Raw genomic sequence first — 14194 nt, 5'->3', positions numbered from 1 at the left:
CGTGGTCGTTCTGGCAGACCCACCACTGGTACTGAGCCGACCAATCGTCTCCTCCCCCCGTGCCTCGGGGTCGGACAGGGGCCACCGAGGTGACCCACGAGGGCCCGTGCCCGCGCGATCCGCGTGGCACGGGCCCTCGCGCCGTTCCCCGGCCGGTCCGCCCGAGTCCCCGGCACGTTCCCATGAGTCCGCCGGATGACCGGGCTCTCCCGTTCGGACACCGCACGGCTATCGTGTCGGGCATGACGTACCGCGTGCAGTACACGGTCGAGGCGAGGGCGACCATCGACGCGCTGCCTGCTGAGCGGCGTGCCCTTCTGGAGCGGGCGCTGGGTGTTCTCGCGCGCGACCCGTACCACAAGACCGCGACGGCACCGATCGGTCCCGACGAGCACCTGCGGAAGGCCTACGCCGCGCCCGGCGTCGTGGTGGAGTTCATGGTCGCCGACCACGTCCTGGTCGTCGTCGTGCTCCAGGTCTTCGACGAGCTCCAGTACCTGATCGACGAGGCCGACGCCCGCTAGGCGGTCGGGAGCGCCGGCCGCGCGCGCCCGAACGCACCGTCGGACCGCGGATCGCCCGGTCCGCGGGCGGGTGTCACCGGACAGCCGTTTCGTACCCGTGCTCCCGGGCAGGCGCCGGGCGTGGCCTGCAAGGCCTGTTCGACATCGACCTCGTCCTCGACATCGACCTCGTCCTCGACATCGACATCGACCTCGTCCACGGCCGGCAGCAGACTGAAGGGCGACGCGGCAATGACCAGAACCCACCCCGGCACGGCGACGGGCCACCCCGCGCGCACGCTCGACCCGGACCTGCTGGGCATTTACCTCAACGACCATCTGGCCGGAGCGACGACCGGCACGGAACGCGTGCGCCACCTGGCAAAGGCGACAGCCGGATCGCCGCTCGGCCGCGAGCTCGGCCCGCTCGCGGCCGACATCGCCCAGGACCGCAGGACGCTGCTCGCCATCATGCGGAACCTGGGCGTACCGGTGCGCCGCTACAAGGTCGGCGCGGCGTGGATCGCCGAGCGCGCCGGACGACTGAAGACCAACGGCCGCCTGGTGCGGCGTTCCCCGCTGACCACCTTCTTCGAACTGGAGATGCTCCGCATGGCGGTGGAGGGCAAGGCCGCCGGGTGGCAGACCCTGCGCCGGCTGGCCTCCGACCACGCCCGGCTGGACGCCCGGCTCCTCGACGACCTGCTGGAGCGGGCCCGGAGCCAGCAGCGGACCCTGGAGCAGTGGCGGGACCGGCGGATCGAGGCGACCTTCGAAAGGCCCGGCTCGGCGACCGCCACCTCCCCGTAGCTCCGGAGGTGGTCCCCGGGGCGACGGCCCCGGCGGGGCGGGCCGGGGCTCCGCGGCGGACGTTCACCCGCGCGTAACCGGCGCCACGACGCGGTGTCGGCAGGGATTCGCGCGCTCATGACAACCTTGCGCGGTCCCGAGCCGCCTGACGTCAGCTCCCACCGACCCGAAGGGCCGTCGTGAAGCGCACCGCCTCCCTGTCCGCCGCCATGGCCGTCTGCCTCGCCGCAGGCGCGCTGTTCACCGCGGGAACCGCCGCCGCAGGGGAAAGGACCGCTGCCCCGCGTGCCGGGCGTGACCTCTACGGAACCAAGGCCCCGTACGTCCCGCAGGGGAGGCCGGGCCACTACCAGGAGGCACCCAGGGGTTTCGTGCCGGTCTTCACCGAGAACGTCGCCCGCCACGGCTCCCGCGCCATGACGGACAGCGGCGACGGTGACGCCGTGCTCGCCGCCCTCCACGAGGCGCAGCAGCAGGGCGCGCTCACCGACCTCGGCGCGGGGCTGGGCCCGCAGGTGCGGTCCCTGCTGGACGCGGCCTCCACGCTCGGCTACGGCAACCTGTCCGCCCGCGGCGCCGAGGAGCAGCGGCGGACCGCGCTGCGCATGGAGCAGCGGCTGCCGGGCCTGTTCGCGAGCATCGCCGCCCGGCGCGAGCCGATCGTGGTGGAGACGTCGGGTGTCCCGCGGACGGTGGCGAGCGCCGATGCGTTCACGGGCGGTCTGGCCTCCGGGGACCCGGCGCTGGCGAGCCTGATCGAGGCGCCGGTCACCGACAAGAACCTGCTGTACTTCCACAAGCAGCCTCAGAACGCCGACTACCAGGCGTACCTGAAGAGCGATCCGGACCTGGCAGGGGTCCTCGCGGACATCGACGCTGACCCGCGCACCGCCGAAACGGCGCACCGCGTCGTCGCGCGCCTGTTCCGGGCGGACTTCGCGGCAGCGCTGTCCACCGAGGAGCAGGTCTCCTTCGCGCGTTCGCTGTACCAGCTCTACAGCGCGGCCCCCGACCTGGCCGTGGAGGCGCCGGACGTCGACCTCACCCCGTTCCTGGCCCGTCGCGACGCCCAGTGGCTCGCCTACCTCGACGACGCCGAGGAGTTCTACCAGAAGGGGCCCGCCTTCAGCGGACGCACGATCACCTACAAGATGGCCGGCGTCCTCCTCGACGACCTCCTCGCCCAAGCCGACGCCAAGGCCGCCGCCGAGGCGGACGGCACCGGCGGCAACGGCGCGGTGCTGCGCTTCACCCACGCCGAGGAGATCGAGCCGCTCGCCGCGCTGCTGGGGCTGCCCGGCAGCACCGAGCCCGCCGGTCCCGGGCAGCCGTACGCGTACGGGAACAACCCGTGGCGCGGAGCCGAGGTCTCGCCGATGGCCGCGAACATCCAGTGGGACCTGTTCGCGAACACGCCCTCCGGGGGACGGCCGGCCGACTACCTGGTGCGCATGCTCTACAACGAGAAGGAGACGGCGTTCGAGCCGTCCTGCGAGCCCGTCGCCGAGGGCAGCTACTTCTACGAGCTCGATGAGCTCAAGCACTGCCTCGCGCACGGCTGACCCCTACCCGGGCCCGGGCTGTCAGGGGACGAGCCGCCCCCTCCGCCCGCCGCCGGAGTCGTGGCGCCCGTGACGCAAGGACGAGGGCGGGGCGCACACCGCGGTGTGTGCCCCGCCCTCGTCCCGGGATCGCCCCGCATGCACCGTCAGGTCGCCTACCAGCGGTACCAACGGCCACGGCTGCCGGAGGCGCCGGTGCCGCGGAGCAGGAATCCGAGCAGCCACACCACCAGGACCACGACCGCGACCCACCACAGGGCCTTCAGCGCGAAGCCGGCGCCGAACAGGACCAGAGCCAGCAGAAGAACAAGAAGAAGGGGAACCATCTCTACCTCCGTAGTCGGCGTCGGCCATCCGCCTGCCCCGACCCGCGGAACGTATTCGGGGGAATCTTCCGGCGGGTCGGGGGCAGGCGGTGGGTCAGCACGACCCCGACGGACAGGAGACCGGCATGAGTGCGAACGACAAGATCAAGAACGCCGCCGACAAGGCCAAGGGCGCCGTCAAGGAAGGCGTCGGCAAGGTGACCGGCAACGAGCGTCTGGAAGCCGAAGGCAGGGCCGACAAGGCGAAGGGCGACGTCAAGCAGGCGGGCGAGCACATCAAGGACGCCTTCAGGGACTGAACCGCCCTCGACCCGGCCGCCGTGACGCGTGCCCCGTCGCTCCGTCCGGAGCGACGGGGCGCCGTGTCGTCCGTCAGCTCAGGGTGCGGAGCGCGGCGGCGTCGTAGGGGCGGAGGTCGACGAAGCGGCCGGAGAGGACCTTGGCGGCCCACTCCGGGTCCTGGAGGAGGGCGCGGCCGACGGCGACCAGGTCGAACTCCTCGCGCTCCAGTCGGTCGAGCAGGTCGTCGATGCCCTGGACCGCGGAGCCCTCGCCCCGGAAGGCGGCGATGAAGTCGCCGTCGAGGCCGACCGAGCCGACGGTGATGGTGGGGAGCCCCGTGAGCTTCCTGGTCCAGCCGGCCAGGTTGAGGTCGGAGCCCTCGAACTCGGGCACCCAGTAGCGGCGGGTCGAGGCGTGGAAGGCGTCGACGCCGGCCTCGGCGAGCGGGGCGAGGACCGCCTCCAGCTCCTGGGGCGTCTCGGCGAGGCGGGCGTCGTAGTTGTCCGACTTCCACTGCGAGTAGCGGAAGATCACCGGGAACTCCGGGGAGACGGCCGCGCGCACCGCGGCGACCAGCTCGGCGGTGAACCTGGTCCGGGCGACCGGGTCGCCGCCGTAGGCGTCGGTGCGGCGGTTGGTGCCCGCCCACAGGAACTGGTCGAGCAGGTAGCCGTGGGCGCCGTGCAGCTCGACGCCGTCGAAGCCGATCCGCTCGGCTGCCGCGGCGGCCTCGGCGAACGCGCCGATGACGGCGTCCAGGTCGGCCCGGGTCATCGCCCGCCCGGTTCCCTCGGTGCCGTCCAGCCGGATGCCGGACGGGCCGATCGCGGGGGCGTCGGCGAACGGCGGGTCACCCTGCTTGCGCACCATGCCGATGTGCCAGAGCTGCGGCACGATGGTGCCGCCCGCGGCGTGGACGGCCTCGGCGACGCGGGCCCACCCGGCCAACTGCTCCTCGCCGTGGAAGCGCGGGATGCTGTCGCTCTGGCCCGCGGACTCGTGGCCGACGTACGTCCCCTCGGTGACGATCAGGCCGACACCCGCGGCGGCGCGCCGGGCGTAGTACGAGCGGACGTCCTCGCCGGGCACGCCGCCCGGGGAGAACTGGCGGGTCATCGGCGCCATCGCGATGCGGTTGGGCACGGTCAGCCCGTTGATCGTGACGGGCCGGGACAGGATCCCGGCCGCGCGGGAGGCCGGGTTCTCGATGACGGTCATGGCAGGTCCTCGCGGTTGGCGGTTATGTGCGCCGAGTCGGAAACGGTTGCCCAGGCCAACCACCTCGGCCGTCCCCGCATTTCGCCCTCCGGGCCCCACCCCCTGTGATCCGCGCCACTCGCGCCGTGGCGGAGCACCGAGCACCGGGCGCGGCAGCCGGGTTCCGGTTGACCGCCGTCGACCACGCTGCCCGCGGAGGCCGTGCGGGCGTGCCCCCGCGGCTCGGCGCGTGTCCTGGGCCGCTGGTCGCCCGCGTCGGTGTCTGCGGACCGGGTGAATACGCCCCGGGCCGCGCAAGGTCCGCAGCCGCGGCGTCGATGGTTGAAGAGCAGGCCCGGACCGCCGATGGTTCGGCCGACGACACGGAGGCGGTTTCTGATGGCTCGGTTGCTTCATGCTCGTCCTGCGGCGACTGGCGCGTACCGGCGCACGGCGCTGGCGGCGACCCTGCTCGGGTGCGCGGTTCTGGTGGCTGCCGGCTGCTCCTCCTCCCCGTCCGGGTCTTCGGCGACGACGAGTCCACGACAGCCGGAGGTGAGCTCCTTCTCGGGGCAGCTTCCCTCGGCGCTCGCCTCGGCGAAGGCGTCGGTGCTGGAGTCCGTGTCGGCCGCCGCGGCCTCGGCATCGGCCTCGGCGTCGGCGGCGGCGTCCTCGTTCGAGGCCTCCGTCTCGGCACAGATCGCCGCCGGGCGCTCCGAGGCCAAGGCCGTACTGGAGAAGACCCAGGGGGCGGGGAACGCGATGTCGGACGTCACGATCACGGGGCTGCCGAAGGCGCAGGCGGCGGGCTTCAACGCGGCACTGGTGACGGTGGTCAACAGCACCCGTGCCACGGCCTCGTACGCGATCAAGGTGGAGTTCTCGGACGAGAGCGGGAAGGTCGTCGACACGACCTTCCTGAACGTCAAGGACCTCGCGGCCGGTGCGACGGCCACACCCACGGCTTTCAGCCCGCTCGACCGCGACCAGGCCCTCCTCTCGCGCGTCGTCCAGACCCAGCGGTACTGAGCCGGTCGCCCACGGGCAGGGGACCGGTGAGTTCGACCGCCCGGTCCGTTCCTCCACAGCGCCGTCGCGGTGAGGACGTGGACGGACGCGCACGTACAGGCCGCGCCGGCCGGAGCCGGCGCGGCCGTCGGTTCTACCCGTTCGTCGTGCGCCTCAGTTCATCGCGCAGAGCGCGCACGGACCGGATCGCCTTCACGAGCTTCTGCGTCAGGGGCGGAACCTGATCGAAGAGATAGCCGAGGACAGTGATGCCCCCGGCGATCCCCGCCACGATGGTGGTCGCCCATCCGGCAGTTTCCATCTCTGGCCTTCCAGGAAGGAGTGGTTGGGGTGCGGTGTCAGCTCCCGGAGTCGGGGGGCGTCGCCAGGAGCCCACGCAGTTCCCCTGCGGATACCTCCGCAGTCACTTCTCCCTGGCGCGCAGGCTGGAAGGCCGGCCCTCGCGCGCTCCGATTTTGGCGGCCCTCTCGAGTCCAGCCCGGCCAAGTCCGTACCTCCCACTCAGTGCGCGCCCCGCGTTCCCGTGTGCCACTGGCGGCGGCGCTTCCCGGACAGTACGCGTGATCGTACGGTGCACATCGCAGGCCCGTCCCCGCCAGGAGCGAACGGGACACGATGGACGCGCACGGTTGTGTCCGTCGATCGGTGCATGAGGTGGGCTCGTGGGGGTAGCCGGAGGTTGCGGGCAGGGTCGGCGGCGCGCGGGTTACCCCCCGGACTCCGCGCGCCGCCACTTCCCGGTGCCGGCGGCTTGCGCGACACCGGCCGGAACGGTTCGGGCTCCGCGGGAGTCACTGCCTGTCATCACCAAGTCGGGCAAGGAGCCCGCCGCTCACGGGCCGAGGTCAGTGGAGTCTCCGGCGGCGGTTCAGGCGCGTCCGTGCGAACCGTCGCCGGGGTGCGAGAGCTGCGCGCTGCGGACGAGGAGCGACAGATTCCCGAGGGGGAGGGAGCGCCGGGACCGCGGGTCGCCCTCACCACCTCCGGTGCCGCCGCGCCGAGTTGGTCCCCCAACAGGACGATGGACAGGGCGGTCGGGCCCCCTCGCTGCGCGACGTCCTCGCTCAGCCGGCGAGCCGGGCCGTCGGCGTCAGCCCCGGCCGCGGCCGGCGAGCCGTACGGCGACCTCGACCGCGACCGTACCCGCGCCCTGATCGACGTCCTGCTGCTGAGCCGAGCGAGGCCCTCCAGCGCTGCGTCGAGGCGACGCTTCGCACGTCGAGCGTGCATGTCGGTCATCGGTGTTCGCCTTCGAGGACTCCACCGGCCAGCGCCTGGCGAAGATCGTCACGTTGCCGGTCCACTGCCGTGACGGCCAGCCGACCGAGCGGTCCTTTCCCCGGCGGGTTCGGCGGACGCGGTCGGAGGACCCTGTTCCACCGTCCGACCAGTCACATGACGAAGCCTGCCGGAGACCGCTGACGACTCCCGGCGGCGGGACGGGGCGACGGTCCGGGGAGCGCCCGGTCGGGAGCGTGTTCCGGCCGGGCCGTGCGCCGTCAGGTCGCCGACGGTTGTCCTTCGGTGGCGGCGTCACGTGGCACGTCGGGGGATGCGGGCGTCGAGGCGGACGTGGGTGTCGAGGCGGACGTGGGTGTCGAGGCGGAAACGGGCGTTGTGGGGGAGGCCGTGGCTACGGTCCGGACCGACACCAGCGCCTGGACCCGGGCCTCCTGGGCGGTTCTGGCCGCGAGCGGGTTGACGTCGGCCCGACGCGCCTGCTGCATGGCGGTCAGCTTGCTGACCACCACCATCGCCGCGATCGCGGCCACCACCCGCAGCACCGCCCCGGCGGCCTCCACCCGGATGCCGTCGCGCACGTTCTCGAGGTCACCGGGGACGAACAAGCCCACAGGCCTCACCATGGAGCCGGCGATCCTGCCGACGACCAGGGAGCCCAACCAGGTGGACCACCACAGGACGAGAATCTTCTCCGACAGCGTGCGCCGCCTGCCCTCCGCGTCCAGCGGTGCGCTCGCCCGCCAGCAGTCCACCATCAGCTGCCAGGGGAACCAGAGCAGGACGATCGGAGTGAACCAGGCGCCGATGGTCCAGCCACGTCCCCGGCGGTGGCCGTTCGGCGCCAGCAGGTCGGCGTTCCCGCGGATCCGGTAGAACCAGACGATGAACACCACGGCGGTGGTCAGCGCCAGCGGGATGAACACCCCGTTCAGCGCCTTCGCCAAGGAGTGCACGGCATCGAGCTCGCCGACGCTGACATCGCGCGACTCGTCCACCACCCGCCCCAGGAGCACGTCCGTCCGGAGGTCGGCCACCACCACCCCCACGGCCTCGACAGCGTTCAACCCCAGCAGGACGTAGAGCGCCACGGCAAGGCCGTTCGCCGGGCGCAGCGCCGCCGCCCAGCCGGGAGCCGCCTCCGCGCAGCCGAAGCACCGGCCGCTGTCCGTCCCCACCGGGCGCGTCCCGCACGCCACACACACCATCGGATCGTCAACTCCTGGAATCGCCGCGTGCTCGACCGCGCACGCCGGTACGCCATCACCCCGACCGGGACGGGCGCGCCGACTCTAGGGGATCCACGGCCTCGGCTGCCAGCGGGAATTCGCAGCTCAGCGCCGGTATCGCCAAATGTCCGACAGATCACTCCGGCGCCCGGGGCGCAGGAGCCGGATCCGTTTCGGCTCGCGCTTCCAGCACCGGGCCGGTGCGGTCGGCGTGTGGGGATGATGAGCGTCCTGCGGGCGGAACGCATGAGGACCGTGAATTCGACCACCACCCGACACCCGCTCGCCGCGCAACGTCAGATGCTGGGCGACTCTCGGGCCGTCGCTACTGACCCACCCGCCACGCCCCGTCGAACCACCTTCGCCCTCGGCGGCCGCCACCGGCCGCGCATGCCGATGCCGGCCAGGCCCGGAGGGGGGTGGCCGGCATCGGCGTGCGCGGTGAGCGGATGGGGGCCGTATCACCCGATCTGGATGGCGGCGACCCTCGGCGGGTGGTTCGGGAAGGTGATGTCGGTCCAGCGCGTGATCCTCACCGAGTCACCGTTCACGTCGAAGTAGGTCAGGTCGTTGTTGCCCGTGGAGATCCGGTCGACCCACCACCCTCCGAAGTCGGTCCTCCCCCCGTTCGCGTAGCAGTCGACGCTGTCACGGCCGTCGAGGTGCGACCAGATCTTCAGGAAGTCGTTGCGGCCCCCGTCGCACTGGACGTGGTCGATGGCGAAGGCGTCGCCGCTCGGCAGGCCGATGGTGAACGTCGCGGCTGCGGCGAGCGTCACGGCCATGGAGCGGATGGCCTTCTTGGTCTTCGAGATCACGGATTCTCCCTCGTACGAGGGCCGGGTCGCGGCCCGGCATTGTCGGTGACGTCACGTCATGACGGGAACGGTGTTCGGCCGATTCGGCGAACGGCCGACCGTGCACCGGTCCGGCTCCTCACGGCCGTGCCTGTCGGGGGCACGGCCGCCGGACCCGAGGTCCCAACGTAGTGACCCCCGTCCCCCATTCGGCCGCAACACTCCGGATGCGAACCGAAGGGGCCGAGACATCACCCGGTTGTGGCGCTCACGTGCGCGGCGGGCGGCGAGTCCGTCGCACGACCGCCGGCTCGCGCCGCAGGCCGCGGTAGCGAACTCCGCGAGCGGTCCACCGTCGCGGTGGCCGGCGCCGGGCCGGGCAGTGACGTTCGGACAAGCCCCTCGCGAGGGCTGCGCCCGGTCATCGAGGTGTTGCCGTCGGGGCCGGCGGTGGAACCCGGAGGAAGGCCGTGGCCAGTTTGTAGCCGGCTTGGTAGGAGCAGGGTTCATGGGGCTTCTGGGAAGACTGCCCTGAGGGAGGCTTTCGGGTCGTCTGGCCTCGGGTGGGGGAGGGTGACGCCGTCGGGCCGTTCAGTTCGCAGATCTGGGCTCGCACGTCGATGAACTGGTAGCGGTTGGCGGTGACCGGAAGTTCGACCGTTCCGCTGACTTCTCCCGTGCTGCTGGGTTCGAACTCTTGACTGGCCAGCACGTCGCAGTGGCTCGCTTTGATGGTGTTGCACACCCCGGCTTTCAGGCACATGTCAAGACGCTGGGACGAGGGACACTCCTGCACCAGGTTGAATGTGCCGTTGTCCTGCGGGATTCCCTGGATGATGACGCCGATCTTGTCGCCGTTGGCGAGCTTCGATCCGGAGACGGCCACCGACAGGTCCTCGGTCGCGCCGTTGTGCTTCATCGTGGCCGACAGCTGCGGATACGAGGAGGTGAGCTGACTTTCGGCCTCCAGTCGGCCGGCCGAGAACGTCGCAACGGACGTGAGGATCACCGCGCAGACCACGAGGACCGAGACGAGGTCCCAGTCAGGCCTTTCCCGCTCGTCCTTCCGGTGCCACCGGATCCCCCAGAAGACGCCGACGACCACCGCGACGAGGAACAGGACGACGGACGCCACCACAGCGGTCGAGCAGTCGGCGGTCAGCGCACCCGGCTGTGTCAACGGGCTGTTGATGAAGCAGATCACCACCGAGGCCATCCCGATGCACGCGGCGAAGACCGGTGGCGCGTAGTAGGGGCGCATCGGCGTGTGATCCGGTACGACCACGGCCGTCACGGCGGCCCCCACGGCGAGCAGCATCAACCCGCCCGTCAGCGCCGCCCTGTCGGGGGAGTTGCGGAGGACGGAGGACACCTCGGCATCGCGCAAGCCCAGGAAGTTCAAGGCGGCGATGAAGGCGACCAGGAAGACCCCGATGCCGTTCTTGAGGCGATCGGCGGTGGTGGTGGGTTCGTCGGTCATGGCCGTATCCCCTGCTGCCGGGCGTGAAATGCACACGAACTGTAGCCAGGGTGCGAGGCGCCGCCATGTGACTGCCTCGGTCCTTCATGCGAACGGCTCTGGCCATGGCGGACCTGAGCGCTGACCGCTGGGCGTGGCCGCGACGTGCACCGCCGTCCGTGAGGCCCTTGGCCGGTAACGGGCAGCAACTCGGCCGGGTCCAGGCCGCCGCGGAAGAGCGCCCGGGCGGCGGGCGGCCGGGTCCGCTCCTCGGGGTCGGCCGGCGGCTCGCGCAGCACCGGCCCGGCCGCCCCGGGCTCGGAGCCGAGGCCAGAACCTGAAAGGCCTTCGGCGACCTTCTAGGCGGCATAGGCCGCATCGAGGACGGTCTGCGTGGTGACCACCTTGGCGAAACGCATCGCGTGCAGGGTGGTCGCGGTGGCGCGGGCCAGATCGGCGGCGGGGACGGTCGTGCCGTCGGGGCCGGTCATGTCGAAGGAGTGCATGGCGTCGGTCGGGAAGATCGCGTCGTAGCCGAGGTTGCCGGCCATCCGGGCGGTGGTCTCGTTGCACACGTTGGTGATGACCCCGGTGATCACCAGCTGCCGGCTGCCGCGCTCCTGGAGCCAGGCGTGCAGGTCGGGGGTGCCGTAGAAGGCGCTGTTGACGGTCTTGGTGATGTGCAGCTCGGGGCTGATCCCGGCGACGAAGTCCTTGAGCGCGTGACCGGGCGTGCCCTCGACCAGCGGCCCGACCCGGGAGGCGTGCTGGACGGTGACGATCGGGCGGCCGGTCGCCTGCCAGGCGGCGATCAGCTCGGCCATCCGCTGTTCGGCCTGCGGGTTGTCGCGCGGGCCCCAGAAGTCCTGGTCCTCGAAGCCCTGTTGGACGTCGATGAGGAGCAGGACGGCGTCGGGGTCGAGGGTGAGCGGGGTGTCGAAGGCGTCGGTGTTCGTCATGGGTCCATCGTGCTGGCCGCCGGTGGGGGAGGGTGATGGGCAGGAACGCCGCGTATCGATAGGTTCCTGCCATGAGAACTGTGGGCTGCCTGGTCTTCGACGGCGTACGGGCCTTCGACTACGCGGTGATCGGCGAGGTGTGGGCGGACCGGGCCACCCGGCCCGGCGTGCCCGCCTTCGACCTGCGGGTTTGCGGCCCGGCCGGGGCCCGGGTGCGGCTGGGCGGCGGCCTGGAACGGGTCCCCGACCTGGGACTGGAGGCACTGGCGAGTTGCGACCTGGTGGTGGTCCCGGGCGTCGAGGATCCGGCCGCCCGGCGGCCCCCGGAAGTCCTGGACGCCCTGCGGACCGTCGCCTCCGCCGGCGTCCCCATCGCCTCCCTCTGCGCGGGCGCCTTCGTCCTCGCCGAAGCCGGACTGCTCGACGGCCGCGAGGCCACCACCCACTGGGCCCTCGCCGCCGAACTCGCCCGCCGCCACCCGGCGGTGACCGTCCGCCCCGAGGTGCTGTTCACCGGCGGCGACGGCCTGTGGACCTCGGCCGGTGTGGCGGCGGGCATCGACCTCTGCCTCCACCTCGTCCGCACCGCCCACGGCCAGCAGACGGCCGCGGCCATCGCCCGCGCCATGGTCACGGCTCCCTTCCGGGCCGGCGGCCAGGCCCAGTTCATCCCCAGTCCGGTGCCTCCCGTCGACGATGACGACCCGCTCGCCCGCGTCCGCGCCGAGATCCTCGCCTCGCTCGACACCCCCTGGACCGTGCGCCGGATGGCCACCGCGGCCCTGATGTCCGAACGGACCTTCGCCCGCCACTTCACCACCACCACCGGCACCACCCCGCTGCGCTGGCTCATCGACCAGCGCATCCTCACCGCCCAACGCCTCCTGGAGGAGACGGACCTGCCGGTCGACACCGTCGCGACGAACTGCGGCTTCGCCTCGGCGGTGTCACTGCGGCCGGTGTTCGTCTCGCGGGTGGGCGTGGCGCCGAGGGAGTACCGCCGGGCCTTCCGGGGGCGGGAGGAGGGCTGAGGCCTCGGGCTTGGCGATTGTCTTGATCCCGGTCCGCAGCGGTCGTTGCGTGTCGTCGTCATCGATCTCCCGCCTCCGCACACGTTCCCGAGCCCCGACCCGCCTGGAGCGCAATGCCGTGCGGCTGGACCGGGGCGGACCGGCCACCACCGCCGAGCTCCTGCGCGGCTCCCATTCACGCGGTGACCACGGCGGCGGAGATGCTTCCACGAAGCTCACCCGACGAACGCGGTGCGGGAACTGTCGGGCGATCGGGGCCGGTGTCGCCGCACGATGGGGGCATGGATGACACGACCTTGGTTTCCCGGTTCCTCCGCGACGGCTTCGTGAAGTTGGAGGGCGCCGTCGCGCCGCGGGTGGCCGCGGACTGCGAGCGGCTGCTGTGGCGGGAGACGGGCTGCGCCCCGGACGACCCGTCGACGTGGACGCAGCCCGTGCAGTGGGTGGGCGGCATGGCGCAGGGACCGTTCGCCGCCGCACCCAACTCCCCGTCCCTGCACCGCGCGTACGACCTGCTCGTCGGCGCGGGGCGCTGGGAGCCGCGCTACTCGCTGGGCACGTTCCCGCTGCGCTTCCCGCACGAGGAGGAGCCGGACGACGCGGGCTGGCACATCGAGGGGAGCTACCTGCCGGAGGGTGAGAGCTGGTACTTCACGAACCTGCGCTCCCGGGGCCGGGCGCTGCTGATGCTGTTCCTGTTCAGCGAGGTCGGTGAGGAGGACGCCCCGACCCGGATCCGGGTGGGTTCACACCTCGACGTGCCGAAGGTGCTGGAGAAGTACGGTGAGGACGGGGCGAGCGGGCTGACCCTCGCGCCCGATCTGGTGGCGGCGTCCGACCACCGGCCGACCGCTCTCGCGACCGGTTCGCCGGGTGACGTCTTCCTGTGTCATCCGTTCCTGGTGCACGCGGCGCAGCCGCACCACGGGGTGCGGCCGCGCTTCATGGCCCAGCCGCCGCTGATGCCGGCCGCGCCGTTCGAGCTGGAACGTGCCGACGGCGCGTACTCACCCGTGGAGATCGCGATCCGCCGCGGCTTGGGACTGGACACCCCGGGCACGGCCACCTGACGGGCCGGAAGCGGGCCCCGCCAGGCTTCCGGCCGGTCGCACCGGAGCCGCTGCGCGGACGGTCCGAAGGCGTACGGCGAGGCGTCCGGTGCCGGCCGGGGCGCCGTCGCATCGGGGCGGGCACCGGGGCGCGAAGTGGTCACGGTTGGTCGGCAGCCAGCAGCCAGCGGTCAGCGGTCAGCGGTCAGCGGTCAGCACTCAGCGGTGAGAGCGGCCGTTCGAAGAAGGTCTCCAGGACCACCGTCGCCTGCGTTCCGCTGACCCCCTCGATGGCGTAGATCCGGCGCAGCACGTCCTGGAGCTGCTCGGTGGTCGCGGTCCTGACCTTCACCAGCACCGAGGCGCTGCCGGCGATGACGTGTGCCTCCAGGATTTCGGGGATCGCCGCGAAGTCCGGCGCCGAATCGCCCATCCAGGACGTCGAGTCGACCATCACGTAGGCCAGGACGGCGCTGCCCACGGCGGCCGGGTCCACCTCGACGGAGGTACGCCGGATGACGCCGCGCTCCCGCAGCTTGCGTACGCGCTCATGGGCGGCGCCGGCGGACAGGCCGACGGCCTGGCCGAGCGCGGCGTAGGGCTGGGTGGCGTCCTGCTGGAGCTGAACCAGCAGCGCGCGGTCTATGTGATCCACGGCTCTCCATTCGGAATCGGCTAGCCAAAGCAGTATGTCATCTTGCAACATGCACTCCAGACCGATG

General features: G+C 72.1%; 17 protein-coding genes. 7 read left to right on the top strand and 10 right to left on the bottom strand.

The features are described 5' to 3' along the window. Window positions 1–242: 242 nt before the first annotated feature. Window positions 243–524, top strand: coding sequence for a hypothetical protein (locus ACH4J0_RS37075; protein ID WP_396245585.1), 282 nt, complete (start codon window positions 243–245; stop codon window positions 522–524). Here the strand turns inward: ACH4J0_RS37075 and ACH4J0_RS37070 are convergent. Next, window positions 521–724: a hypothetical protein gene (locus ACH4J0_RS37070; RefSeq protein ID WP_396245584.1), complete on the bottom strand. Its 204-nt coding sequence runs from the start codon at window positions 722–724 to the stop codon at window positions 521–523. The genes ACH4J0_RS37075 and ACH4J0_RS37070 overlap by 4 nt on opposite strands. 31 nt (window positions 725–755) lie before the next feature. Between ACH4J0_RS37070 and ACH4J0_RS37065 the strand changes: the two genes are divergently transcribed. Then, window positions 756–1313: a hypothetical protein gene (locus ACH4J0_RS37065; RefSeq protein WP_396245583.1), complete on the top strand. Its 558-nt coding sequence runs from the start codon at window positions 756–758 to the stop codon at window positions 1311–1313. Between the two features lie 179 nt (window positions 1314–1492). Further along, window positions 1493–2875: a histidine-type phosphatase gene (locus tag ACH4J0_RS37060; protein ID WP_396245582.1), complete on the top strand. Its 1383-nt coding sequence runs from the start codon at window positions 1493–1495 to the stop codon at window positions 2873–2875. A gap of 155 nt (window positions 2876–3030) precedes the next feature. Here ACH4J0_RS37060 and ACH4J0_RS37055 read toward each other — a convergent pair whose 3' ends face one another. Continuing rightward, window positions 3031–3201 (bottom strand): hydrophobic protein, encoded by a 171-nt coding sequence (locus tag ACH4J0_RS37055; protein WP_396245581.1) that lies wholly within the window; start codon window positions 3199–3201, stop codon window positions 3031–3033. A gap of 125 nt (window positions 3202–3326) precedes the next feature. On the opposite strand from ACH4J0_RS37055, the gene ACH4J0_RS37050 reads away from it, so the two are divergent. Next, entirely contained in the window at window positions 3327–3500 is a 174-nt protein-coding gene (locus ACH4J0_RS37050) for a CsbD family protein (RefSeq protein ID WP_396245580.1), read from the top strand. Between the two features lie 73 nt (window positions 3501–3573). On the opposite strand, the gene ACH4J0_RS37045 is transcribed toward ACH4J0_RS37050, so the two are convergent. Both ACH4J0_RS37045 and ACH4J0_RS37040 read right to left on the bottom strand, forming a co-directional pair. Further along, complete coding sequence (locus ACH4J0_RS37045) at window positions 3574–4701, bottom strand: NADH:flavin oxidoreductase (RefSeq protein ID WP_396245579.1); 1128 nt, start codon at window positions 4699–4701, stop codon at window positions 3574–3576. A gap of 392 nt (window positions 4702–5093) precedes the next feature. Beyond that, entirely contained in the window at window positions 5094–5456 is a 363-nt protein-coding gene (locus ACH4J0_RS37040; protein WP_396245578.1) for a hypothetical protein, read from the bottom strand. Here ACH4J0_RS37040 and ACH4J0_RS37035 point away from each other — a divergent pair. Then, the gene (locus ACH4J0_RS37035) at window positions 5443–5709 is read left to right on the top strand and encodes a hypothetical protein (protein ID WP_396245577.1); all 267 of its coding nucleotides are present in this window, start codon (window positions 5443–5445) and stop codon (window positions 5707–5709) included. The two genes, ACH4J0_RS37040 and ACH4J0_RS37035, sit on opposite strands and share 14 nt — an antisense overlap. 133 nt (window positions 5710–5842) lie before the next feature. Here the strand turns inward: ACH4J0_RS37035 and ACH4J0_RS37030 are convergent, their stop codons facing one another. The 5 genes from ACH4J0_RS37030 to ACH4J0_RS37010 all read right to left on the bottom strand — a co-directional run bounded on the left by ACH4J0_RS37030 (window position 5843) and on the right by ACH4J0_RS37010 (window position 11392). Next, a complete protein-coding gene (locus ACH4J0_RS37030) occupies window positions 5843–6010 on the bottom strand; it encodes a hypothetical protein (protein ID WP_396245576.1) in 168 nt (55 codons plus the stop codon). Window positions 6011–7208: 1198 nt separating this feature from the next. After that, window positions 7209–8126, bottom strand: a complete 918-nt coding sequence (locus ACH4J0_RS37025) for a DUF4328 domain-containing protein (protein WP_396245575.1) — start codon at window positions 8124–8126, stop codon at window positions 7209–7211. 512 nt (window positions 8127–8638) lie between these two features. Further along, complete coding sequence (locus ACH4J0_RS37020; protein ID WP_396245587.1) at window positions 8639–8962, bottom strand: beta/gamma crystallin domain-containing protein; 324 nt, start codon at window positions 8960–8962, stop codon at window positions 8639–8641. A gap of 433 nt (window positions 8963–9395) precedes the next feature. Continuing rightward, on the bottom strand, window positions 9396–10454 hold the full coding sequence (locus ACH4J0_RS37015; RefSeq protein ID WP_396245574.1) for a hypothetical protein: 1059 nt from the start codon (window positions 10452–10454) through the stop codon (window positions 9396–9398). 338 nt (window positions 10455–10792) lie between these two features. After that, window positions 10793–11392 (bottom strand): isochorismatase family protein, encoded by a 600-nt coding sequence (locus ACH4J0_RS37010; protein ID WP_396245573.1) that lies wholly within the window; start codon window positions 11390–11392, stop codon window positions 10793–10795. Between the two features lie 71 nt (window positions 11393–11463). Between ACH4J0_RS37010 and ACH4J0_RS37005 the strand changes: the two genes are divergently transcribed. Both ACH4J0_RS37005 and ACH4J0_RS37000 read left to right on the top strand, forming a co-directional pair. Then, window positions 11464–12423: a GlxA family transcriptional regulator gene (locus ACH4J0_RS37005; RefSeq protein ID WP_396245572.1), complete on the top strand. Its 960-nt coding sequence runs from the start codon at window positions 11464–11466 to the stop codon at window positions 12421–12423. A gap of 281 nt (window positions 12424–12704) precedes the next feature. Further along, on the top strand, window positions 12705–13493 hold the full coding sequence (locus ACH4J0_RS37000) for a phytanoyl-CoA dioxygenase family protein (RefSeq protein WP_396245571.1): 789 nt from the start codon (window positions 12705–12707) through the stop codon (window positions 13491–13493). A 184-nt stretch (window positions 13494–13677) separates the two neighbouring features. Here ACH4J0_RS37000 and ACH4J0_RS36995 read toward each other — a convergent pair whose 3' ends face one another. Beyond that, window positions 13678–14127 carry an Lrp/AsnC family transcriptional regulator gene (locus ACH4J0_RS36995; protein ID WP_396245570.1) on the bottom strand — a complete coding sequence of 150 codons (450 nt, stop codon included), beginning with the start codon at window positions 14125–14127 and terminating at the stop codon, window positions 13678–13680. Window positions 14128–14194 lie beyond the last annotated feature (67 nt).

This window comes from Kitasatospora sp. NPDC017646, assembly GCF_044329365.1.
GTDB lineage: Bacteria > Actinomycetota > Actinomycetes > Streptomycetales > Streptomycetaceae > Kitasatospora.
This window is presented reverse-complemented; position numbering and strand designations above follow the sequence as displayed.

What these genes read in the sequence shown, in the direction of transcription:
- ACH4J0_RS37075 (WP_396245585.1), top strand. Translation starts at nt 243, where the DNA reads ATGACGTACCGCGTGCAGTACACGGTCGAGGCGAGGGCGACCATCGAC.
- ACH4J0_RS37010 (WP_396245573.1), bottom strand. Translation starts at nt 11,392, where the DNA reads ATGACGAACACCGACGCCTTCGACACCCCGCTCACCCTCGACCCCGAC.
- ACH4J0_RS37005 (WP_396245572.1), top strand. Translation starts at nt 11,464, where the DNA reads ATGAGAACTGTGGGCTGCCTGGTCTTCGACGGCGTACGGGCCTTCGAC.
- ACH4J0_RS37015 (WP_396245574.1), bottom strand. Translation starts at nt 10,454, where the DNA reads ATGACCGACGAACCCACCACCACCGCCGATCGCCTCAAGAACGGCATC.
- ACH4J0_RS37030 (WP_396245576.1), bottom strand. Translation starts at nt 6,010, where the DNA reads ATGGAAACTGCCGGATGGGCGACCACCATCGTGGCGGGGATCGCCGGG.
- ACH4J0_RS37055 (WP_396245581.1), bottom strand. Translation starts at nt 3,201, where the DNA reads ATGGTTCCCCTTCTTCTTGTTCTTCTGCTGGCTCTGGTCCTGTTCGGC.
- ACH4J0_RS37065 (WP_396245583.1), top strand. Translation starts at nt 756, where the DNA reads ATGACCAGAACCCACCCCGGCACGGCGACGGGCCACCCCGCGCGCACG.
- ACH4J0_RS37035 (WP_396245577.1), top strand. Translation starts at nt 5,443, where the DNA reads ATGTCGGACGTCACGATCACGGGGCTGCCGAAGGCGCAGGCGGCGGGC.
- ACH4J0_RS37050 (WP_396245580.1), top strand. Translation starts at nt 3,327, where the DNA reads ATGAGTGCGAACGACAAGATCAAGAACGCCGCCGACAAGGCCAAGGGC.
- ACH4J0_RS37000 (WP_396245571.1), top strand. Translation starts at nt 12,705, where the DNA reads ATGGATGACACGACCTTGGTTTCCCGGTTCCTCCGCGACGGCTTCGTG.
- ACH4J0_RS37045 (WP_396245579.1), bottom strand. Translation starts at nt 4,701, where the DNA reads ATGACCGTCATCGAGAACCCGGCCTCCCGCGCGGCCGGGATCCTGTCC.
- ACH4J0_RS37020 (WP_396245587.1), bottom strand. Translation starts at nt 8,962, where the DNA reads ATGGCCGTGACGCTCGCCGCAGCCGCGACGTTCACCATCGGCCTGCCG.